The sequence below is a fragment of the Lutispora thermophila DSM 19022 genome, from assembly GCF_900142105.1.
GTDB lineage: Bacteria > Bacillota > Clostridia > Lutisporales > Lutisporaceae > Lutispora > Lutispora thermophila.
In genome coordinates this window covers 89,361-111,258 of record NZ_FQZS01000009.1, presented here as the reverse complement: position 1 = coordinate 111,258, position 21,898 = coordinate 89,361, and the positions used below count along the sequence as shown (strand labels likewise).

Sequence of the window (21,898 nt, the reverse complement as noted above, 5' to 3'; positions counted from 1 at the left end):
TTGTCCATGGCAGTGCTGGCGGAAGGTGGCGAGGAACCTTAGTCAGAGGGTGAAGGGCTTGCTGAACAGGCCATTGCCAGTCAGGTAAAAGAGATCACAGCTTTTGCCGAGCTGCCTGAGGATATTCGTATTCAGAATACCATGACACCCATATTTCCGGATACGGTGGCGGGCACTGTATATGGAGAAACAGTCCAAATCCCGGTGAGTTGGGAGATTAATGAGCCATATAATCCCGATGAACCTCAAGAAGGGACTTATGTATTTACGGCTGCTGTGGGGGAAGGATATATAGTGGCAGAGGGTGTAGTACTTCCATGCATCACTGTGGTCATCTCCAAAACAGAAGACAGGATATCTTTGCAAAGCAGCGGCAGTTATTTTGATGGAGAGGGAACATGGGAGAATCGCTACAAAATTTACACTGCTGAGGAACTTGCCAAGCTTGCGGAGTTGGTGAGTTCAAAAGATGAACATTATAGCAGTGCATATTATGAATTGATGAATGATATCGACCTTTCGGCCTATAACGAAGGTGCGGGCTGGAAGCCCATCGGAAGATATATTGAGAAGGCACCTTTTTCCTTTAACGATGCATCCTTTAGAGGTCATTTTGATGGCAAAGACCATAGCATTAGTGGCTTGACAATTAATTATAGAGGAATTTCAGATTTCAATTATCTAATGGATTCCATTGGTTTGTTTGGATGCATTGATGGTGGTGTAGTAGAAAATGTTAGGTTAATTGATGTAGATATTAACAGTGCGCTTGGCGCAGGTGCTGTGGTGGGACGTGTTAAGAGTGGAACAGTGCAAAACTGCGCAGCATTGAATTCTATGGTTAAAGGCTATAGTGATACTGGACGTGTTGTAGGAAAAATAATTGAAGGCACCCTTTTAGATAATGTTGCTTTCGAAGAGATGGAGGTTAATGAGGGATATGTATATGACGGTAATAGAAATGACAAGAACGGAGAAAGCATAAGTTTAGACCGGATTTATGATGAAAGTTTCTGGATGGGCTTAGGCTGGAGCGAAGATTGGGTTTTTGAGTATTATATGCTCCCTGTGCTTTCCATTTTCAAGGATCTGCTTGATCAACCAAGTATAGAAAAGGATTATCTCAAACAAGATCTTTCAAATGCTACAGTGGAAGTTACAGGGGATTTTACTTATAATGGCGAAAAAATCGAGCCGGAATTTGTCATTGGTGGTATGGCACTGGAGAAAGGCAAGGATTATATTGTTAATATTACCAGCAAAGACGGAGCAGGAACCAGTAAAGGCACAAAAGCCGGAGAGGTGACATTAGACCTGATATTCAGACGCCAATATAAGGGAATAAGAAAAGATGTTAAATATATTATTAAGAAGGCAAGGGTACAAAGCATTGACACAGTTGTAGACAATGATGAGATGACGGCGTATGAGGCCAAAAATGCAACAAACGGGGAAGAAGTAATCCAACTGGCAAAATTTCCTGATGAGGTTTCTGTCACAACTGATACGATAAAGACTACACTGCCTATCACATGGGCAACAATTACGCCATACAATGCCAAAGGTGCAGAGTATGAAGTAATTGGCACTCTCCAGGGCAATGAAAATATAGATGCCAATGGCAAGACCATAGAAGGGATAAGGGTCGTTGTTACTCCCATTACAGCGGAAAACCCTGTCTTCGATGAAGTACAGGTGGCAAGAAACGAGAATCCGGCTGCTACAGCCGATGATTTGGGAGAAAGCGTTTTGCCCATAAAGGGCAGCATAACCATTAAGGGTATAGATGATGTATCGGTTGACTATGCCATTGGTTGGGACAAGGATATAACGCTGGACAGAACCCGGGCAGGCAACGAACAGACCTTTAAAGGAACCGTCATATATGTTAATCCGCCTCAATGGCTGACTTTGCCCAGCAGTACGGAGGTCAGCCGAAAGGTGAAAGTAGTGGAAGAAATCTATAAAGTAACCTTTAATCTAAATGGAGGCACCCGTACAGGCGGCGGTGAATTGACCCAGCTCATTGCCAAGGGAAATGGGGCCATGGCTCCTACCGTTGTCCGCAATGGATACACCTTCATTGGATGGGACAAGGACTTTAGCAATGTGACGGAGGATCTTACGGTTACGGCTCAATGGCGTTATGACAGCGGATATAGTTCATCCGGTGGTCGATCATCCTCTTATGGAAACTCATCCTCCAACATCACTTTGTCAGGAGACTGGACTGTTGATACCATTGGCAACAAGCCTACCTTGGCAAGAAAAATCTTAAGAGATAAGCCTGATGAAAAAGGTAATCTCACCATAAACATCACCAATGAGATGGTGAAAGAAGGAATCAGTGAAGTCAAGAAAAAGTGGTCTGGGCGAGAAAGCTATGGCATTGCTCTAGCCTTTGACAATATATCTGAGGGTATCAAGACCATGACTGTCACCATTGAGGCTTCAGCCATAGACAATCTGGTTTCACAAGGCATTAGTAACTTGACCATACAATGCGTAATATACAGAATTACACTGGACGAAAAGGCCATCAAGATGCTAGATAGTCAATCTACCGGCAATGTGACCATCACAGTGACTCCATACAAAGTGTCTGGCATGGCGGCAACCGTCATTGGAAACCGCCCGGTTTTCGAAATCATTTTTAGGGATGGCAATGGTAAGGAAATTGTGGCATTCGGCAGCGGCACCATTACCAGAGGTATCAGGTATAACCCTGCATCAGGTGAAAACAAAGGCAATCTGTTTATAGTCAAAGTCACAGACCATGGTATAGAATGGATGGGAAATTCAGTATATGAAGAAGGCTGGATGATGTGGAGCGGAAGCAGCAATTCGGTCTATGGTGTGGGTTATAAAATACCTGCTTTATTCGCGGATACTAAAAACCAATGGGCAAAGGATAACATCGACTTTGTGGTAAATCGGGGGCTACTTTCAGGAGTATCATCCACCACATTTGAACCCAATAAAGAGATCACAAGAGCATATTTCCTAACGGCACTGGGCAAGTTATCCGGTGCGGATGTGGCAAATTTCAAGACTTCAAGCTTCACCGACGTGGCCAACGGCAGCACTGCCATTACAAGGGAAGAAATGGCGGTGATGATGCAAAATTACGCAAAGGCTTTAGGCTACACGCTGCCAGTTACCAATCAGCACACCCCATTTACTGATGAGAGCAACATCAGTAAATGGGCCAAAGATGCCGTCAAAGGCATTGCACAGGCCGGCATTATGATTGGCAAGGAAGATGGAAAATTCGATCCAAAGGGCAGTGTCACAAAAGCAGAAGCAGCTACAATTCTAAGGCGCTTTGTGGAAATAGTCGTTGATTAGCCCTTTTATATATGACTGGAATATTGAATATATCTAAATAGCGAAGCAGTCTTAACTGCCTCGCTATTTTTAGTGCGCCCAGCATGAATGCAAGCTAGTCGTGGAAAGTCCCAAGGAAACCATAGGGGTTTTAGTGAAAAAGTTGTGAAGCACCTTTCTTATAACCCATAGGAAAGTATAATTCTACCTTAATATTGACTTTCCGTAATGGGTTTCAAGAAAGGCTTCATTGATTGTTATAAACGCTTACAAAGGAAGCCTTTCTTACTTATGAACTATTGGACGAATATAAATATTAGTGATATAATTTCCTAAATGACAATTGTAATAATTGGTATGCATGACAATAAACACTAATGGAGGGGATGCAATGAAACGGTGTAGTTGGTGCGGTAACGATGAATTATACATAAAGTATCATGATGAGGAATGGGGAGTGCCTGTCTACGACGATAGGAAGCAATTCGAATTACTTGTGCTGGAGTCTGCCCAGGCTGGACTCAGTTGGATAACCATACTGAGAAGAAGGGAGAACTACAGAAAAGCCTATGATGATTTTGATCCTGTATTAGTGGCAAATTACAGAGAAGAAAAAGTACAGGAGCTGATGAGAAATGAAGGCATCATAAGAAATGAAAGAAAAATCAGAGCTTCAATAAACAATGCCAAAAGGTTTCTTGAGATACAAAAGGAGTTCGGCAGCTTCTGCGATTATATATGGGGATTCATAGGGCACAAGCCTGTTATAAACAGTTGGAAAAGCCTATCAGAGCTTCCTGCAAAGACGGAGTTATCAGAGATAATAAGCAAGGATATGAAGAAAAGAGGCTTTCAATTTCTGGGACCTGTTATCATGTATGCTCATATGCAGGCAACAGGCCTAGTCAATGACCATGTGGTGGACTGTTTCAGATATGAGGGGCTTATTGGCAGAGCCTATGATATGAAATAAGACCTGGATGATTTACTTTATTATGAATAAGGAGGTCATGTTATGTATTATGGAGATAAGGTAAAACTGAGAGCTTATAAAAGGGAAGATATAAAGTTAGCCTGTGAATACATGAATGATAATGAACTTAAAAGATTGCTGGTAAATAAAATCCCTTATCCCACGATTCTGGATCAGGAAGAAAAGTGGTTTGAAAGTCTTGTGGATCTAAAGGATTCCTATAACTTTGCCATAGAAGACCTGGAAACAGGAAAGTATATCGGAGGATGCGGAATAAATAAGATTAATTGGCTCAATAGACATGTAATTATAGGCATATTTATAGGAGATAAGAATTATTGGGGAAAAGGATACGGAACAGATGCTGTTAAGGTTTTGGTGAAATTCATATTTGAGCAGATGAATATGAATAAGATAAAGCTCAATGTTTTTTCATTCAATAAAAGAGCCATAAGATGCTATGAAAAGTGCGGTTTTCAGGTGGAAGGTATATTAAAACAAGAACTTTTCAGAGATGGCCAATACTATGATGAATATGCTATGGCTATATTTTTTGAGGATTGGAAGAAAGCCAATAAGTAGAAAAAAGGGACAAGGTTAAGTGAAAATTGAAAGGATAGCAAAGAGGGGTACATTGTTCACATTTCAAGAGGGAGATTCCCTCTTTTCTCAGGATACCTCTGTGTATCTAATAGATGTAGGAGATAAGCTTTTTTTATGTGACACCCATGTGGGACCAAAATCCATGGCTATTGTTAAAGACCATATAAATGCTGAAGGATTAGAAAATAAAGAAATTATAGTGTTCAACTCCCATGGGGATTGGGATCACATTTGGGGCAACTGTGCTTTTCCTGATTCAACCATCATAGCTCATGAAAGCTGCAGAAGGAGAATTATTGAATATGGAGAAAAGGACCTTGAGAGGTTCAAAGATAAGTACCATGATGGCTCCTTTGGATTGAAGCTGCCAAACCTGACCTTTGACAGCAGATTGAGCTTTGAGGACTACGGCATTGAGTTTATATATGCCCCGGGCCATACCGTTGATTCTGCAATTTGCTATGATAAGGAAGATTCTGTTTTATTTGTCGGGGATTTGATTGAATATCCGGAGCCATATTTACAGTATGAAAACTTACAAGAATATATAAACACACTGGAATACATAAAAAGCAAAAAAGCTGATGTCATTATATGCGGTCATTCAGGTATAGTTGATGATAATTTGATAAATGAAAACATTGATTTTATTAAAAGACAAATGAAATAGGAGGCTTACATGCATATTAAATCACTGAATAGATTGGATCCAATAACGGAAAAGGAAATTGAGGAAGTTTACTGGAGCTGCAAGGAGCATGATAATCTTAAAGGTAATTTATATCTGGATGGAACAGTAAATTTTAATCAAGAAATGAAATACCTTTTTTTGCTTTATGAAGAAAATAAATTGGTCAGCTTTCTATTTATGTTTATACCTACTCGGGAGGAAGCTGAAATATCAGCCTATACACTGCCTGATTATAGAAGAAGAGGTTACTTCAAAAAGCTATTGTCAGAGGCAGTTGAAGAATTAAAAATATATGATATAAAGGATATATTGTTTGTTTGTGAAAACCAATCCTTATCAGGCAAAGAAAGCATCAATAGCTTAGGGGCAGAGTATGATTTTACAGAATACTATATGAAGTTTGATAAAGCCAGCAAAATCCTTGACAATAGTGATGAGTTCAAAACAAAATTTTATTTACCTGATAAATCGGATATAAGAAGACTGGCCTATATAAGTGCCCAGGTATATGAAGGAAATTATGAAGAGGAAGAAGAATTTATAAAAAATTGCCTTAACTCAGCAGAAAGAAAAACCTATGCCACTGTTTTGGGAGACCAAATTATAGGAATTGGCAGCGGATACTTCGGACATGAAGAGGTTGCAATATATGGTGTAGGTATACTTCCGGAGTTTCAAGGCAAAGGATATGGAAAGGAATTGATTCTTCTCATAGTAAAACATCTGCTGGAAACTGGTCATGATGATATAACAATTGAAGTAGACAGCAATAATATAAAAGCATTTAATCTTTATAAAAATACCGGATTTGTAATAAAAACTGCATTTGACTATTACAGAAAACCTGTTAAAACCATTAATCTATAGGAGATGATTTATGATATGAAAAATTTATTAGATGTTTCAAGAATTCAATTGAAAAATATTCCATGCATATACATAAAACCTGTGTTCAATATGGAAGAAGTACCAACCATAATCTATTATCACGGTTGGGAATCAAATAAGGATAAAAATTTGTTTCTTGGCAAAATACTGGCTGTTCATGGATATAATGTGATTATGCCCGATGCCATCCATCACGGGGAAAGATGCAAACTGGAAAAGTATGGTGTACAAGAGCTTCGCAAATACTTTTGGGAGGTTGTCCTGAATACTGTAAAGGAGTATGAAACATTGATAAATGCTGCTGTAGATAGACTGGGAATATCTAGGGATAGATTGGCCGTAATGGGCCATTCCATGGGAGGATTTATCGCCAGCGGAATATTTGCATCTAATGATGAAATCAAGTGTCTCATTAATATGAATGGAGCCGGTGCATGGCAGAAGGCAGAAATGATATTTAAAGCTGTGGATTATGAAGGAAAAGGCATGGCGGATAAAAAGCAGTTGGAGGAAATGGCAAATTATGATCCCTTATCAAGGAAGGATGCACTATATCCCAGACCTATACTTTTGCTTCATGGAGACGCAGATACTTCAGTACCTATAGATATACAGAGATACTTTTATGACGAGATAAAGGAATTGTACAAAGACAAGGCAGAAAGACTTAAATTTGTTATAGAGCCAAAACTGAATCATTATAAGACCCTTGGAATGATGGAAGAAACTTTAGCATGGTTAGAGAAGTATTTGTAACTAATATAGGAAAAATGTAGCCTAAATATATAGCATATATTATAAAAATGGAAGAAGATTTAGAGGTGATATTATGAAAAAGATTTTTGAGCTTGCGGGCTCTGTTTTATTGGCCTTTGCCATTGCCATGTTTCTTAAGAGCAATGTATTTGCCATCCCTGAGGTAAGAATGAGTTCCATGGAAAATACTCTTATCCAAGGAGAAAGAGTATTGGAACTAAAATTTGTATATGGATTTACTGAGCCTAAAAGAGGGGATGTAATAGTATTAAACAGGGAAAGATAAAGTGAGGGATTTGTATCTGATTATTTCAATGAAATAAAGGATACAATAAATGTTATTAAAGGAGAAGTATCCAGAAATCATTTAATTAAAAGAGTCATAGGCATACCTGGTGATGAAATAGTAATTGATGGCGGCAAGGTATATATTAATGGCCAATTGATCCAAGAGGCCTATGTAAAGGGAGAGACTTATGCGGAAGGAATTGAGTTTCCGATAAGGGTGCCTGAAGGTAAGGTGTTCGTTATGGGTGACAATAGAGAGGTGAGTTTGGACAGCAGGCAGTTAGGCTTCATAGATTACAAGCAGATAGAGGGTAAAGCAGTACTCAAAGTCTGGCCTTTAAGTAAAATAAGAATAATCGAAAAGTGAGAAAAAAAAACCATAATGGAATTGGCACATAATAAATATATATCAAACGTGGAAATTAAAGAGTTAAAAGATATTGCAAATAATCATCAACCAGTTGAATATTTTTAGTTTAGAGATATTTCATTATATTGCGGCTTCAAAGCTATTGAAGACACAAGATTTCAAAGTATGGTTCTTTCATCGAAATAAATTTTATGTAATTGAGAATACTGATGATGTGGAAAGGATAAGCTAGAGATGTAAAAACTGAATAGGATTAATGAGGTGTAAGCAGTGGATTTATGGAGAAAAAAGATTTTTAAATGGCAAGTCATCTCAGTGCTTTGGATACTTGTTGCCGGATCATTATTGCACTTCACTTATGAATGGTCCGGAAAATCACCTATAGTGGGAGCATTCAGTGCAGTAAACGAAAGCGTTTGGGAACACCTCAAATTAGGATATTGGTCCATGATATTCTTTTGCCTTATTGAATATCCATTTTTGAAAGACATGGTAGGAAACTATTTTTTTGCAAAAGCTGTGGGTATAACAGCCATGAATGCTTTTATTGTAGTGTTTTTCTATTTATATGTTGCATTGACAGGAAAACACTCATTGTTTTTTGATATATTATTATATATAATAGGAGCAGTGATCTTTGGAATACTAAATTACACTATTATGATAAAAAAGCATGATGGGAAGCTTAATAGACTGGGAGTTGCTTTGCTTGTAATATTTGGTTTCACATTTATATTATTTACTTATTTTCCACCAAATTTGAAGATTTTCAAAGCTCCTTAGGAAAAGCTATGGAATAAAGACCACAAATTAACACTTAAATTTTCATTACTGTTGTTGACACTTAGAGTTTTACCTGATATAATTTAATATGTCTTAAATTTTGGAGAGATGTCCGAGTGGTTGATGGAGCTGGTCTTGAAAACCAGAGATGTTTCACGACATCCGTGGGTTCGAATCCCACTCTCTCCTCCATTTAATTTTATAGAAATTTAAAAACTTAGACCTGGAGAAGTACTCAAGTAGGTCGAAGAGGCGCCCCTGCTAAGGGCGTAGGTCGGGAAACTGGCGCGAGGGTTCGAATCCCTCCTTCTCCGCCATCAAAAAGCAAATCACTCACTAGAGTGGTTTTTTTATTTAATCCGAACAGGAAACTGGGATTCGAACGGGCGGAAAAAGAAAATGCGACCTTTGGAAGCATTTTTCCGCCCAGGCTTGATAGTGAGCGGAGCGAACGGAGCGAATCCCTCCTTCTCCCCCATTAGAAAAGTGATCATCTTAAAAGATGATCTTTTTTTGTTGTATAAAAATAAAATAACCGCATGGGGATTCGAATGCAAAAGCAGACTTTGAGGATGGTTTCAGAAAATAGATTGAGATTTCTGGAAAGTGGGTACATTTATGGGTAATTATGATTGTTTTCTGAAAGATTAGGAGCAATATGTCTATTGAATGACTTGTTTTGACTCTTGGAGAATTTTCAGGCTAAATCTCCTATTGACTTGTAATTTGATAGGAGTGTATCATAATATAGCACATATTAATGAAATGTACGCGTACGAAAGACAGATTTCCCTTTTTCAATATTACCTCTTCTGATAAAAAACATAAACAAAGAGGATCGGAACTCATTGGTGTTTTCACATGTAAAAGTGGAGAGAGGCAACTTTTTTATGGCTTGGATGAATATTTCAAAATTATGTATAGGTTGCCCGGAAGGGAACATTTGTTGAACTCGTATATTTCAGATGTGGAGCTGACGTTCTTAAGTAACAACAAGAAAGGATGTATTTCATGAAACCTATTTCAAGGAAGAAGCTCATTATACTTATCGGAATTATGATGGTTCTGGTATTAGCCACTGCATCAGGTGTCTATGCTGCCAGCAATGAAGTCGATAATTCCAGTATGTTCTATGGCACGGGGTGGGCTTTATTGCCACCAATGATAACTATAGTATTGGCTCTCATAACCAAAGAGGTGTACTCATCATTGTTCATTGGTATCCTCATAGGTTCTTTGATGTATGCAAACTTTAATTTATTGGGAATGCTTGATCAAACCGTATCCATTATAAGCAGCCGATTAGGTGATAATGGAGGTATTATTATATTTATTGTATGCTTAGGCATAATTGTGGCATTGTTTCAGGCTTCCGGATGTACTTCAGCCTTCGGCAGATGGGCATTAGAACATGTGAAAACCAAGAGAATGGCTCTTATCAGTACAACATTGTTAGGCTTATTTTTTGTAATTGATGACTACTTTAATGCGCTTACTACGGGCAATATCATGAGGCCTATGACGGACAGCAAGAAGGTGAGCCGAGCCAGACTTGCATATAATGTAGACTGTACATCGGCGCCAATATGTATCATTGCACCGGTATCATCATGGGCTGCAGCTGTTGCATCTTATGTTCCGCCGGAAGTAGATGCGGACGGATTTGTTCTTTTCTTAAAGTGTATACCCTATAATTTCTACGCAATATTAACATTATGCATGCTGTTTACATTGGCAATCATGAATTTTAATTTTGGACCTATGCGTACTTATGAGTATCTGGCGGAAGTAAAGGGTGATATATACGGAGGAACAGGAGACCTTTATGCAGCATCCAAGGCAGTAGAAGAAAATCCCAACGGAAAAGTTATTGATATGATACTTCCTGTTGTAGTTCTTATCGCATCCTGCATATTTGGACTTGTTTATACCGGTGGCATACTTGAAGGAGCAGGATTTATAGAAGCCTTCAGTGCATGCGATGCGTCCTTAGGCTTGCCCATTGGAGGTCTCATCGCTTTGGTATTTACCATAATATATTTCTTCGCTCGAAGAGTAATAACTTTTGAGCAATTTACAGAAGCTGTTCCCAACGGCGCAGTTGCCATGACTCCAGCCTTGCTGATATTGGTATTTTCCTGGGGCATCGAAGGCATCTGCCGTGAGAGCCTGGGCGCAAGTGTTTTCGTTGCAAATACGTTTGCAAACAGCACTTTCCCGATGATGTTCCTTCCGGCTATCTTCTATGTCCTGGGAGCATTTGTATCTTTTGCCACAGGAACTTCTTGGGGAACCTTCGGTATCCTTATTCCAATTTCCCTGGCAATGTTCGGAAATTCAGCAGCAAATCCTCTTGCTGTCATTACTCTTTCTGCAACACTTGCAGGGGCAGTTACAGGAGATCACTGCTCGCCGATTTCTGAAACAGCTATAATGTCATCGACAGCAGCTCAGGTAGATTTTATGACACATGTGATGACACAACTTCCATATGCTTTGTTTACTGCAGGTTTTTCACTGGTAGGATACCTGGTTGCAGGATTTGTAAAGAGTCCTATCGTACTTCCAATAATGGTCGCAATCATGATTGGGGTTTTGGTGGTTATGAAGCAAATATTGAAGGACAAGCCTATCCAGGAGCCTATCAGATATGTTTCTCAAAAAGCAAGAGAGATACAGGCACAGGCTCAACAGGAATAAGAGGATTTCATAAAGTGAGTCAGGTGCCAGCCTGTCAACTTGTCTACCATTTATATGTTATAAGCTACCACGCATTTCTAAGATAGATAAAAAAAGGAGGCAAATAGCAGCATTAGCTGCTGTTTGCCTCCTTTGCATTTATGTGGTAATATGTAAAAAAGCATATGATCATATAATATTTCAATAAAAATGAATCTACTATGAGGTTCATATTGCATGGAGGTAAGTATGGTTAAGATAGGATGCTGTGCCAGGTTTTTTAATAGGTATGAAAATGAAGTAAGGTTTGCAAAAGAAAATGGATTTGATTTTATGCAACTTTGGTATGATAGCAGAGGATTGTGTCTACATGAAGATGATAGAGATTTTATTGATACTATAAAAAGGCATGGATTTCCTACCATTATCCATGCGGTGCTTAATATAGATGAATTTGACGAACATGTACCTAAACTGCTTGCTTTATTAAAGGAATTGGGGCATAAAGAGTTAATAATTCATCCAATATGCATGAATCAACCTATAGATGAAGGCACATTAGATATATTAGATGAAAAGGTTAGATTTGCATTAGATGTTTTTAATCCGGAAGGCATAACATTACATTTGGAAAACAACAGCAAGCTAGATCCAATATTTACAGATACAAATGAGATTGAAAAAATATTTGCTAACAATAAAAGGCTGGAGTTTATATTGGATATTGCTCATATAGATAGCATGGAGCATTTAAGTGATATGGTCCATATAAAAAAGCCTAACATTTTGCATATAGCAGATAAGCATTTTAATGTTGTACATGAGCATTTGCCTATTGGACAAGGAGAGATGGATTTTAAACATATATTCAAAAACATTCTTAATGATTTTAACGGAAAGATAATATTGGAAATTGTGAATACAGATCAAGATATAGTAAATTCCAAGAAAATTATTGAAAGCATATTAAAGGAAAAATAGGTGAATCATGATTTATTTGATAACAAATTTGTCATAAGGAAAAAATTAAAATAACTTTATAATGCTGACACTGGGTAGAAGCTAATGAAGCTATGTTTTTTAAAGCATAGCTTTTTCTATTTTCCCCATGGCTGTAGACATTAGGTCTGAATGTTTTCAGGGGCTAAAGCAAGGTTTTAGATAAAACAGTAACTTTGGGAGTTATTGATGAGGAGAGGCACAAAGTAAATGTAGAAGAGCTGCAAAGCAGATAAATCTAAAACTCTACAACTCTAATAATTCACTTTTTTAAATCTATAGGATAAATATTTATTATTCCAAATTAATCTAATGCATGCAACAATTTACCTAAAATGTTGCTTTGAACTGTATTCGACATAAATATACATTCTCCTCTATAAATTTTGAATAATTTTTATTCTTATAGCATATATAAAAAGTTAAAGCTGTACCAAGGAATAAAGCTCATCCTTCTGATCCTGGTTCACTCCAATGTATCTCAGAGTAATACTTTGAGAACTATGGTTGAAGGTGTCCATTATCAGGCCGATATTATACAAAGACATTTTGTAGGTCCAATACCCCCATGTTTTTCTCAGACTGTGGGTGCCAAAATTCTGTATCCCCAACATATCGGCGCATTCCTTTAAAACCCTGTAGGCTTGAATTCTACCAATATAACCTCCCTTTTTGCTTGGAAACAAGTAACTCTCATAAGATAGTCCCGTATCTCTGACATATTCTTTGATTAGCTTCTTCAAAGCATCATTTATCTTTATTTTTTTCACCTTTCCCGTTTTCTTTTCCTTTAATATTAAGTAATCCTGGAATTGCATATTTGGGGTCATTATATCCTTTACCTTTAATGGGATAATGTCACTGATTCTCAGTCCGGTGTTAAGTCCAAACTTAAAAAGCAATGCATATTTCTCATCTTTTACCTTTAGAAGTTGATACATTTGTTTGATTTTTGCCTTGTCTCTAATTGGTTCTACTGTCATAAAATATCACTCCCTAATGCAACAAAATATATATTTTCTTGATAATATAATACATTGCATTTTATGTCAACTTTAAATCGCCATTCATATGGTGCATTGATGAAGCCTTGATATATCTGACTTATAAGCTTTTGATAAAGCAACATTTTAGGTAAATTGTTGCATAGTATTTAGGAACAGAGTATCAAAATAGGATTTGAGTCCTATGACAAAATTCAATAGAACCTTATGTAAAAGGCAAACTTATTGAAAAATAAGGACGCAAAGCTACGAGTCTAAGGTGAAATCACTATGATAGTCGGGTTGCCAGGATGTATTGAGATTTATGATTTAAAGCTATGGCAGACTTGTCATAGCTTTTGTTGTTAATGAATTGGCTGTAGTTTTCCACATGAGACAAAAGGATTTATTGCTAAACTTCACAAAACGGAAGTAGTTATAAATTACTTAATAGATTTAAAAAGGCCAATATGCACAAATAATCATGATTAAACAAAGGAGTGGCGGAAACATGCTTCAATTAACAGATGAAGAGCTTTTGGGATACATAAAAACCTGTGAATCTGAAGTTAACACATTGGCAGAAATTCACAAGTCCTTGATTCAAAGAAACATAAAGTGCAATATTGAAGAACTTCGACAAAAAATATCTTTTTTGTATCGTGACGGTTATATAGGAAATGAACCAACTGTTGACGGTGTCAATATGTACTACATAATTTTTAATCCCGGTGACATGACAGTAAATGATGCAACTTAATTAAGTCAGAATGTACGATGAATCAGGGAAAAAGAAATGCTTCTGACTGTTGTACATTCTATCAAATAAATCCTTGGAATTAACAATTTTAAGATTAGGAGGATAAAAGGTTATGGAGAAGAAACTTGCAAAACCTTCAAACAGTGGAATGGAGAAGGGGATATCACAAGGATCAATTTCAATAACAGATGAAATGGAGAAAAAAAGGGAACTTGCCAGAAAACATGCCCAAGATAAAGTGAAAGCCAGAACATTGGCAAAACAGCAGCAGTTGGCTGAAAGAATAGCCGTTGCAACAGAACAGCTTGCCTCCGGCATCGAGGAAGCAAGCAGTGCAGCAGAAGAACTTGGTGCAACGATGGCCCAGATTGCCAGAGGTGCCAACGAAGCATCTTCTGCAGCGGAAGAGTCAAGGGCTGCCATAAACCAGATAGACAAGGCTTCTGTTGTAGCTGAAAAGAATGCAAAGGAATCCCTGGAGAGGGTTAATATTGCAAAGGAGTTAATAGAAAATACTTCAAATGATATTGAAATGATGATTAAGGGAATTAAGGAATCTGCTGAAACCAACCTGGAATCTGTTAAGTTGGTGGGAGAACTGGAAAACCAATCCAATGAGATAGGAGAAATAGTGCAGGCTGTGGTGAGAATTGCGGATCAGACCAACCTGCTTGCTCTCAATGCGGCTATAGAAGCTGCCAGGGCCGGTGAGCATGGAAAAGGATTTGCTGTGGTAGCTGATGAAGTGAGAAACCTTGCGGAGATCTCGGAAAAATCGGCTAGAAACATTACAGAACTAGTAAATGAGATACAAAACAATGTAAAAATTGTTGTAGCTGACATCCAAAATGCCGGTAAAGCAGCCAATGAAGAAGTGGAAAAGGCAAAGAAAACCACTGCTGATCTTGTAAAAATAAATGAAGAGATTATTACTGTGAGAGATGGTGTTGCAGAGATATCACAGAATGCAGTGGATGCAAATAAAGGAGCAGGTGAGTTCCTGGTGTTGGCTGAACAGGTTGCAGTGGCTGCAGATCAACAAAGCAGTGCTGCAGAGGAAGTGGAAAAGTCAATCCAGATGCAAAACAGAGCCTTCAATGAATTGAATGCTGGTGCTGCGGATTTGGCACAGATGGCAGAAGATTTAAAAGTATCTACCGATGCACAAAAATCATCTGAATCTCTTGCAGCTGCCGCTGAGGAATTGTCGGCCAATGTGGAAGAGGCCAACTCCACTGCAAACGAGATATTGAAAGCCATGCAGCAGATAGCCTCCGGTGCCCAGGCTCAGGCTGAGCTTACCGACAATGCTGCAAAATTGGCTGAAAGACTTGCTGTTGCTGCGAAGCAAATGAGTGAAAGAGCAAAATTCTCAGCGGATAAGATAGAGGAGCTGCAGAATCTTCTGGAAGCAAACAAGATAGCTGTTGATAATTTGATTGCAGGTATTTCCGCTTCTGCAGAATCCAGCATGGTGTCAGCTAAGAATATAAAGAACCTGGAGGAAACCACCAGAAGGATTGATAAAATTGTTGATGCAATAGTAAACGTATCTATTCAAACAAATATGTTGGCTGTAAACGGTTCCATTGAAGCAGCAAGGGCAGGAGAATTCGGTAGAGGTTTCTCTGTAGTTGCAGGTGATATAAGAGCTTTGGCCAATGAGTCTGCAGAAAACACAGACAAGATCAAGGATCTTGTAAGAGGCATACAAAACCAGATTCAAAGGGTTGCAGCGGATATTGACCTTTCCAGCAAAACTTCTTTAGCAGAAGTAGAAAAGGCAAGGAAGACCACCCACAATCTCAATGTTATAGAAGAGAGCATGATAAGGATACTTGAAGGAGCAAGAGAAATTCTGAAGGGTTCAGAAGAATCCCTGGTGGCTCTGGAGCAGGCAAAGAAAGGTGTAGACCAGATTGCTACTGCTGCCCAGGAAGCCAGCAGTGGAGCTGAACAGGCAGCAGCTGCTGCAAATCAACAGGCAAAGGGTATGCAGGAACTTGCTGAAGCTATTGAAGAGATATCAGGATTGGCTGATGAACTTCAGAATATGTAAAGAATGGAGGGGATAGTAATGGCTACTGGTATAAACAATGCCAGCTTTACCGAACGCCAGCTAGTTACCTTCCTGCTTGGAGAGGATGAGTTCGGGATTGATATCATGAATGTGAAGGAGATCATCAGGGTTCCTGACATCACAAGAGTGCCTAATGCACCCTGCTATGTAGAAGGAGCATGCAATCTAAGAGGCAATGTCCTTCCCATTATCGATGGGAGAATATGGTTTAATATGGAGAGGAAGGCAAAAGACGAAAACAGCAGAGTCCTTGTAATTGACGTTGACGGTAAAGCAACAGGTATGATTGTGGATAAGGTATCAGAAGTAATGAGGGTAAGTATGGCGGATATAGAGGATACGCCGCAGATTGTAAGAAATGTGGATTCAGATTACTTAAAAGGCGTTGTGAAGCTGGATAGCGGAAACAGGCTTGTAATGCTGCTGGATGTTGTAAGAGCCTTGAGAGTTGATAATGATGGAGAAGGCAGGATAAGAGGACAAGATGAAAGTCTGCATAATACTGGTGCAATGCTGTATAGTACCGGTACCGAGTCCATCGATGAAGAGCAATTGGTTTCATTCCTATTGGATGAAGAAGAATATGCCATTGGAATCATGCAGGTTAAAGAAATTATCCGTACACCTCAAATCGTGAAGGTTCCAAACTGTGAAGACTACATAGAGGGGGTAGTTTCCATACGCAATAACCTACTTCCCATTATAAACTTGAGGACATATTTTGGGATGGAACACATGGATATTAATGATTATACCAGAATACTTGTAGTGGACATGGGAAATTTTACTGCTGGAATCATGGTGGACAAGGTTTTAGAGGTTTTGAGAGTGCCAAAAAGCATCATTCAACCTCCGCCAAAATTCTCAACACAAAGTGAGGAACAACTGAAAGGAGTAGCCAAGCTAAATGATGGCAAACGTATGATTCTAATGCTTGAACCATCTAAATTGATTTCACTAGATGAAATCAGCGGAATCAAGGCTACAGATGGTATTTATGAACAGGATGAAGATGAGAAAAGAACAGGAAGACAGATGGTTGATGAAGAGCAGTTGGTAACCTTTAAAATAGATTCGGTGGAGTATGGAGTTAAGATAGCCAATGTTCAGGAAATAAACAGAATGACGGAGGTTACTAAAATACCTAGGGCTCCTTACTATATTGAGGGAATTGTAAACTTAAGAGGAAATGTGATCCCCGCGCTGAATCTTAGAAAATTTTTCAATCTCCCGGAGAAACAGATAACTGATGCTACTAGAATTATCATCATTGATTTCAATGGGAAAAGGACCGGAATTGTAGTAGATTCGGTTTCAGAAGTGCTTACATTTGAAAAAACTCTTATAGAAGCACCGCCTGATTCATTGAGCAACGGTGTTGATACCGATTATGTGGAAGGCGTGGGGAAACTAAATGAGGGAAAAAGAATGATATTAATTTTGGATATCAGCAAGGTGCTGAATTTTATAATTAAATAGGTATTATTCCCAAGCCTTAATATATTTCTGCTTAGGAGAATGCCAGATTTATTATAAATTAACAGGTGATGACTTTGACAGACAAAATAAAAGTATTGATTGTGGATGATTCAGCTCTTATGAGAAAGGCTTTAAAAGAGATAATGATGACGGACCCGAGTATTGAAGTAGTAGGAACAGCGAGGAACGGTCAGGATGCCATTGAAAAAGTGCATGATTTGAAGCCAGATGTGGTTACTATGGACATCAATATGCCTGTTATGGACGGATTGACATCAATGCAATACATACTGAGTGATTATCCGGAAATGCCTGTTTTGATGGTCAGCTCGCTGACTGAGGAAGGGGCCTTGACTACTTTTGAGGCTTTGGAGCTAGGGGCTTTTGATTATGTTGCAAAGCCGTCGGGCACCGTATCTTCCGATATTTACATAGTTGGCAGGGAGTTAATAGAAAAAGTAAAGCTGGCTTATAAGAGTGCAAATAGGAAGAGTATCAACTATCGAATGCAAAGATCCAATAACTTGTCTGGGCAAAAGAAGACAGAATCTATGAAAAAACAGGATTTCGCAATGAACAATGAATTATCAAAGGTTGTTGTAATAGGTATTTCTACCGGCGGTCCAAGTACGTTAATGGAGGTTTTGCCAATGCTGCCTCAGGATCTTCAGGCTGCCATAATTATCATACAGCACATGCCTCCTTATTTTACATCTTCATTTGCAAAAAGGTTGGATGCTGCCTGTCGGATACCCATAAGGGAAGCCAAGGCCGGTGATGTGCTTCGTAACGGTATAGGATATGTTGCTCCTGGAGGATACCAGTTGGTGGTGAGAGGAGAAAATGGGACCATCAGATTGCCAACCACTCCTAAAACAGTTTTTATGCCTTCTGTCAATGTGACCATGGAAGCTGTATTGGATACTTTTGGTGGCAAGAATGTGATAGGCGTGCTTATGACCGGAATGGGTGACGATGGAGCAGATGCCATGGTAAAGATAAGAAAGGCCGGAGGTATCACAATAGCTGAGGATGAATCCACAGCAGTGGTTTTTGGCATGCCTAGGGAAGCCATAGAAAGAGGAGGCGCTGAGATTGTGGTGCCATCATACAGGATAGCTGATGAGATAATTAAAGCTGTTAGAAGAGTTTAGGGCAACAAGTTTAATGCTATGTATTTTTAAATCGTATGGAGGTTTCTAATGAAATATAAATATAAGGTTTTGATAGTTGACGAAGATGAAAATATATTATATGACATTAAAAAACTTTTGGAACAGGAAACCTATGTTGTTGAAACTACTCAAAGTGCCATGGAAGCTTTTGAAAAAGTTAAAAAAGACAAATATCACATTGTATTGGTGGATACAGATTTCCATGAGATGAATGGTATTGAGCTCTTAAAAGAGATAAAAAGATACGATGCTTTAACTCAGGTGATCATGATGTCAGGGCATTCTACCATGGAAAAAATATTGAATTCTCTTGAATATGGTGCTAATGATTATATCCTGAAGCCTTTTAGAAGCATGGATCATGTTATAGGGGTGATTGATTATTCTGTTCAGAAGCTGGAACGGTGGAGAAAATCCATTATTGAGATAGTGAAATAGCCAATCTATAAAGGATTGATATTACATGATATTAGGCGGTGATATTGATGGATGCCATGATCCAGTACTATATGGAAGAAACAGAAGATATGCTTCAAAAGGCGGAAGAATGCCTTATCCGGCTTGAGATGGAATATTCCTCCACTGATGTCAATGAGTTGTTCAGAATAGCTCATACAATCAAAGGTTCTTCACAGATGGTGGGATATGAGGATATTGGAGACATTATGCACAAAATCGAGGACATGCTTGATGGTGCAAGGAACAATTCCATACTGTTTGATCAAAGCATAGTGTCTTTATGCTTCAAAGGCTTGGATATGGTTAAAAAGATGCTCCAACATAAAAAAGAACAGGGCTCTCAGGAGATGATGGATGATTTTATCAATGATGCTACAAGAATTAAGGAAATGATCGAAGCTTTTATAAGAGCTAATAAAAAGGGCGGGGAAAAAAATGCTACTGAAGAGTCTGCCAAGGGAATAGTTTCTTCCCTTTTGAATAAAAAACCTAAAGGTAAAAACAGATTTTATATAACCTTCTTTATAGAAGAGGATGCACCCATGGTATCTCCTGTATTCATGATGATCTTAAAGACCATTGGGGAAATTGGGAATCTTGTGTATTCCAGCATAGGAGACAGTTACTTTTCCGAGTTATCAAGGGATAATGAAATTAGAACTTTTGACATAATACTATGTACAGACATTGAGGAAGCTGAGTTATATACCTATTTTGCCCTGTCTTATGTAGAAAGGATAAACATTGTAGATTTATCCAGAAGCAAACTGGAGGAAAATGATTATTGCTTCAGCAATGGAGATGATATTTCTTATATCATTATTCTAAGAGTCTTTATGAAACTATATAATATGCTTTTTAATGAATCCAAAGAGCTTAATATAAGTAAGGAAGAACTTTCTACAATAGAATCTTTATACCTGGAAGCTGCCAATGCCTGTGGCAGAATGAAGGATAAAAATAAAATAAGCACATTTATAAGAGATTTCAATGAATTATTTTTACATATCCTAAAAATGTGTGACGACCAATGGAATGCTGAAGAAGACTTTTGTTCCAATATTCGAACACAAATGGTAGAGCTGACGGAAAGAGCTTACAACTATACAAAAGGAAAGCATTTATTTAGAGTTTTTAAAGCGAAAAAAACGGATTTTGTCAATAGACTTAGGAATTTTATGGATATGGTTGATAAGGCATCAACCCTAATTATTCTTATTGATTTGAGCTCATTGGATATATTGGGTGAAACTGAAGTTAAGGCTCTCATTGAAATGAAAAGACAGATGGAGTTCCATGGCATAGAAACAGGAGTCATTGTAGATGGATATGATGCCAGAAAGATCATTAATATTTTTGATTCTATAAAACCTCTTGAGGAATTTCATCTGTTTAAAACCGAACTTGATGCCATATTAGGGGTGCTTTATTCACAAGATTCTTTCCATAGAATCATGAATAAGATAAAAGACGTGCAATATAAATAATCTAAGCCTATTGAATGAACAGACATAAAAAGGCTGATAACCGAAAAGCCATCAACAGATGTGAGGGTGAGTACCATTGCGTACAATTAACATAGATTCAGCAGTTATAATGTCATGAGCATTTCAAAATATGCCCTTGCAGCAGCGATACCCTCACAAGAAAGCTGCCGCTCATGCATTGGGTTTTTTGAATGACAGCAAAGCAGCCAATATGCTGCAAAGAGTGCTGGAGAAGCGAGAAAAAGAAGTGAGAGAAGCTGCTAAGAAGCTATGGGCGATAAAGAGGTGGGAAGATGATATTATCTGATGAATTATTCGATAAGTTTGCAAGACTGATTTATAAAAAAACAGGAATATATTATGAACCAAGCAAGAAGTATTATGTGGAAAAAAGGATAGAAAGATGTGCAGAGTTGCTTGATATGGAAAGTTTAAACCAGTATTACATGATGTTGAAATTTTCAAATGATACTTCTGAGTTTGACAAGTTGATAAATGAGTTAACAGTGAACGAGACATATTTTTTTAGAGATTTTCCTCAGTTGCGCAATTTTGCAGAAGATGTACTGCCTATTTTCGTTAGACAAAAAGGTGATAGTAGAAAAATAAAAATATGGAGCGCAGCTTGTTCCACAGGAGAAGAACCTTATACATTGTCCATCATTCTTCAGGAAATGCTTGAAAAGCCTCAGGAGTGGGAAATTGAAATACTTGCTTCCGACATAAATACAAAAGTATTGGAGGCTGCTAGAATCGGACTCTATGAAAGTAGGGCCGTAAGAGATGTGCCTCTTGAATATTTGGATAAGTACTTTACAAGGCTCAATAACAAATACCTTGTCAATCACAATGTAAGAAAATCTGTGACTTTTAAACGAATCAATCTGATGGATGAAAAGGAAATGAGTAATATTAGGGGATATGATTTCATATTTTGCAGGAATTGCTTAATATATTTCGATGATGAATCAAGAAAAAGTGTTTTATCCAGCTTTTACGAGACCTTAAATCCGGGAGGATTTATTTTTCTAGGACATTCAGAATCCGTAGGGAGGATCTCATCTGCCTACAAGGTTCAAAGAATAGGAGATACTATAGTATACTCAAGGCCAGAATGA

At 38.1% G+C, this 21,898-nt stretch carries 18 protein-coding genes, 2 tRNA genes, 1 pseudogene and 1 riboswitch; of the genes and pseudogenes, 20 read left to right on the top strand and 1 reads right to left on the bottom strand.

Annotated elements, in window-relative coordinates:
* Positions 1-141 precede the first annotated feature (141 nt).
* The 12 genes and pseudogenes from BUB48_RS07920 to BUB48_RS07860 all read left to right on the top strand — a co-directional run bounded on the left by BUB48_RS07920 (position 142) and on the right by BUB48_RS07860 (position 12,339).
* The gene (locus BUB48_RS07920) at positions 142-3,348 is read left to right on the top strand and encodes an S-layer homology domain-containing protein (RefSeq protein WP_073025704.1); all 3,207 of its coding nucleotides are present in this window, start codon (positions 142-144) and stop codon (positions 3,346-3,348) included.
* Between the two features lie 370 nt (positions 3,349-3,718).
* Complete coding sequence (locus BUB48_RS07915) at positions 3,719-4,300, top strand: DNA-3-methyladenine glycosylase I (protein WP_073025703.1); 582 nt, start codon at positions 3,719-3,721, stop codon at positions 4,298-4,300.
* 42 nt (positions 4,301-4,342) lie between these two features.
* Positions 4,343-4,882, top strand: coding sequence for a GNAT family N-acetyltransferase (locus tag BUB48_RS07910; protein WP_073025702.1), 540 nt, complete (start codon positions 4,343-4,345; stop codon positions 4,880-4,882).
* 19 nt (positions 4,883-4,901) lie between these two features.
* Positions 4,902-5,573, top strand: coding sequence for an MBL fold metallo-hydrolase (locus tag BUB48_RS07905; protein ID WP_073025701.1), 672 nt, complete (start codon positions 4,902-4,904; stop codon positions 5,571-5,573).
* A gap of 9 nt (positions 5,574-5,582) precedes the next feature.
* Complete coding sequence (locus BUB48_RS07900; RefSeq protein ID WP_073025700.1) at positions 5,583-6,461, top strand: GNAT family N-acetyltransferase; 879 nt, start codon at positions 5,583-5,585, stop codon at positions 6,459-6,461.
* A 15-nt stretch (positions 6,462-6,476) separates the two neighbouring features.
* Positions 6,477-7,238, top strand: coding sequence for an alpha/beta fold hydrolase (locus BUB48_RS07895; RefSeq protein ID WP_073025699.1), 762 nt, complete (start codon positions 6,477-6,479; stop codon positions 7,236-7,238).
* Between the two features lie 73 nt (positions 7,239-7,311).
* A pseudogene (gene lepB, locus BUB48_RS18525) lies at positions 7,312-7,893 on the top strand (signal peptidase I).
* A gap of 273 nt (positions 7,894-8,166) precedes the next feature.
* Entirely contained in the window at positions 8,167-8,679 is a 513-nt protein-coding gene (locus BUB48_RS07885; RefSeq protein ID WP_073025698.1) for a DUF6512 family protein, read from the top strand.
* Positions 8,680-8,781: 102 nt separating this feature from the next.
* A tRNA-Ser gene (locus BUB48_RS07880) sits at positions 8,782-8,871 on the top strand.
* Between the two features lie 33 nt (positions 8,872-8,904).
* A tRNA-Ser gene (locus BUB48_RS07875) sits at positions 8,905-8,996 on the top strand.
* 694 nt (positions 8,997-9,690) lie between these two features.
* Positions 9,691-11,379: a Na+/H+ antiporter NhaC family protein gene (locus tag BUB48_RS07865; protein WP_073025696.1), complete on the top strand. Its 1,689-nt coding sequence runs from the start codon at positions 9,691-9,693 to the stop codon at positions 11,377-11,379.
* 228 nt (positions 11,380-11,607) lie between these two features.
* Entirely contained in the window at positions 11,608-12,339 is a 732-nt protein-coding gene (locus BUB48_RS07860) for a sugar phosphate isomerase/epimerase family protein (protein WP_073025695.1), read from the top strand.
* Between the two features lie 440 nt (positions 12,340-12,779).
* Here the strand turns inward: BUB48_RS07860 and BUB48_RS07855 are convergent, their stop codons facing one another.
* Positions 12,780-13,340, bottom strand: a complete 561-nt coding sequence (locus BUB48_RS07855) for a tyrosine-type recombinase/integrase (RefSeq protein WP_073025694.1) — start codon at positions 13,338-13,340, stop codon at positions 12,780-12,782.
* Positions 13,341-13,566: 226 nt separating this feature from the next.
* A riboswitch (cyclic di-GMP riboswitch) is annotated at positions 13,567-13,651 on the top strand.
* Between the two features lie 200 nt (positions 13,652-13,851).
* Between BUB48_RS07855 and BUB48_RS07850 the strand changes: the two genes are divergently transcribed.
* From BUB48_RS07850 to BUB48_RS07820, 8 genes are all read left to right on the top strand, one after another.
* Positions 13,852-14,100, top strand: coding sequence for a hypothetical protein (locus BUB48_RS07850; protein WP_073025693.1), 249 nt, complete (start codon positions 13,852-13,854; stop codon positions 14,098-14,100).
* 112 nt (positions 14,101-14,212) lie between these two features.
* The gene (locus BUB48_RS07845) at positions 14,213-16,159 is read left to right on the top strand and encodes a methyl-accepting chemotaxis protein (protein WP_073025692.1); all 1,947 of its coding nucleotides are present in this window, start codon (positions 14,213-14,215) and stop codon (positions 16,157-16,159) included.
* Between the two features lie 18 nt (positions 16,160-16,177).
* Positions 16,178-17,659, top strand: coding sequence for a chemotaxis protein CheW (locus BUB48_RS07840; RefSeq protein ID WP_073025691.1), 1,482 nt, complete (start codon positions 16,178-16,180; stop codon positions 17,657-17,659).
* 68 nt (positions 17,660-17,727) lie between these two features.
* Positions 17,728-18,813: a protein-glutamate methylesterase/protein-glutamine glutaminase gene (locus BUB48_RS07835; protein ID WP_073025690.1), complete on the top strand. Its 1,086-nt coding sequence runs from the start codon at positions 17,728-17,730 to the stop codon at positions 18,811-18,813.
* A gap of 48 nt (positions 18,814-18,861) precedes the next feature.
* Positions 18,862-19,272 carry a response regulator gene (locus BUB48_RS07830; RefSeq protein WP_073025689.1) on the top strand — a complete coding sequence of 137 codons (411 nt, stop codon included), beginning with the start codon at positions 18,862-18,864 and terminating at the stop codon, positions 19,270-19,272.
* Between the two features lie 47 nt (positions 19,273-19,319).
* On the top strand, positions 19,320-20,780 hold the full coding sequence (locus BUB48_RS07825; protein ID WP_073025688.1) for an Hpt domain-containing protein: 1,461 nt from the start codon (positions 19,320-19,322) through the stop codon (positions 20,778-20,780).
* 130 nt (positions 20,781-20,910) lie between these two features.
* Positions 20,911-21,087 carry a hypothetical protein gene (locus BUB48_RS18075; RefSeq protein ID WP_175548386.1) on the top strand — a complete coding sequence of 59 codons (177 nt, stop codon included), beginning with the start codon at positions 20,911-20,913 and terminating at the stop codon, positions 21,085-21,087.
* On the top strand, positions 21,074-21,898 hold the full coding sequence (locus tag BUB48_RS07820; RefSeq protein ID WP_073025687.1) for a CheR family methyltransferase: 825 nt from the start codon (positions 21,074-21,076) through the stop codon (positions 21,896-21,898). The genes BUB48_RS18075 and BUB48_RS07820 overlap by 14 nt, the downstream gene beginning before the upstream one ends.

What these genes read in the sequence shown, in the direction of transcription:
- BUB48_RS07920 (WP_073025704.1), top strand. Translation starts at nt 142, where the DNA reads ATGACACCCATATTTCCGGATACGGTGGCGGGCACTGTATATGGAGAA.
- BUB48_RS07915 (WP_073025703.1), top strand. Translation starts at nt 3,719, where the DNA reads ATGAAACGGTGTAGTTGGTGCGGTAACGATGAATTATACATAAAGTAT.
- BUB48_RS07910 (WP_073025702.1), top strand. Translation starts at nt 4,343, where the DNA reads ATGTATTATGGAGATAAGGTAAAACTGAGAGCTTATAAAAGGGAAGAT.
- BUB48_RS07900 (WP_073025700.1), top strand. Translation starts at nt 5,583, where the DNA reads ATGCATATTAAATCACTGAATAGATTGGATCCAATAACGGAAAAGGAA.
- BUB48_RS07895 (WP_073025699.1), top strand. Translation starts at nt 6,477, where the DNA reads ATGAAAAATTTATTAGATGTTTCAAGAATTCAATTGAAAAATATTCCA.
- BUB48_RS07865 (WP_073025696.1), top strand. Translation starts at nt 9,691, where the DNA reads ATGAAACCTATTTCAAGGAAGAAGCTCATTATACTTATCGGAATTATG.
- BUB48_RS07860 (WP_073025695.1), top strand. Translation starts at nt 11,608, where the DNA reads ATGGTTAAGATAGGATGCTGTGCCAGGTTTTTTAATAGGTATGAAAAT.
- BUB48_RS07855 (WP_073025694.1), bottom strand. Translation starts at nt 13,340, where the DNA reads ATGACAGTAGAACCAATTAGAGACAAGGCAAAAATCAAACAAATGTAT.
- BUB48_RS07850 (WP_073025693.1), top strand. Translation starts at nt 13,852, where the DNA reads ATGCTTCAATTAACAGATGAAGAGCTTTTGGGATACATAAAAACCTGT.
- BUB48_RS07845 (WP_073025692.1), top strand. Translation starts at nt 14,213, where the DNA reads ATGGAGAAGAAACTTGCAAAACCTTCAAACAGTGGAATGGAGAAGGGG.
- BUB48_RS07840 (WP_073025691.1), top strand. Translation starts at nt 16,178, where the DNA reads ATGGCTACTGGTATAAACAATGCCAGCTTTACCGAACGCCAGCTAGTT.
- BUB48_RS07835 (WP_073025690.1), top strand. Translation starts at nt 17,728, where the DNA reads ATGACTTTGACAGACAAAATAAAAGTATTGATTGTGGATGATTCAGCT.
- BUB48_RS07830 (WP_073025689.1), top strand. Translation starts at nt 18,862, where the DNA reads ATGAAATATAAATATAAGGTTTTGATAGTTGACGAAGATGAAAATATA.
- BUB48_RS07825 (WP_073025688.1), top strand. Translation starts at nt 19,320, where the DNA reads ATGGATGCCATGATCCAGTACTATATGGAAGAAACAGAAGATATGCTT.
- BUB48_RS18075 (WP_175548386.1), top strand. Translation starts at nt 20,911, where the DNA reads ATGCCCTTGCAGCAGCGATACCCTCACAAGAAAGCTGCCGCTCATGCA.
- BUB48_RS07820 (WP_073025687.1), top strand. Translation starts at nt 21,074, where the DNA reads ATGATATTATCTGATGAATTATTCGATAAGTTTGCAAGACTGATTTAT.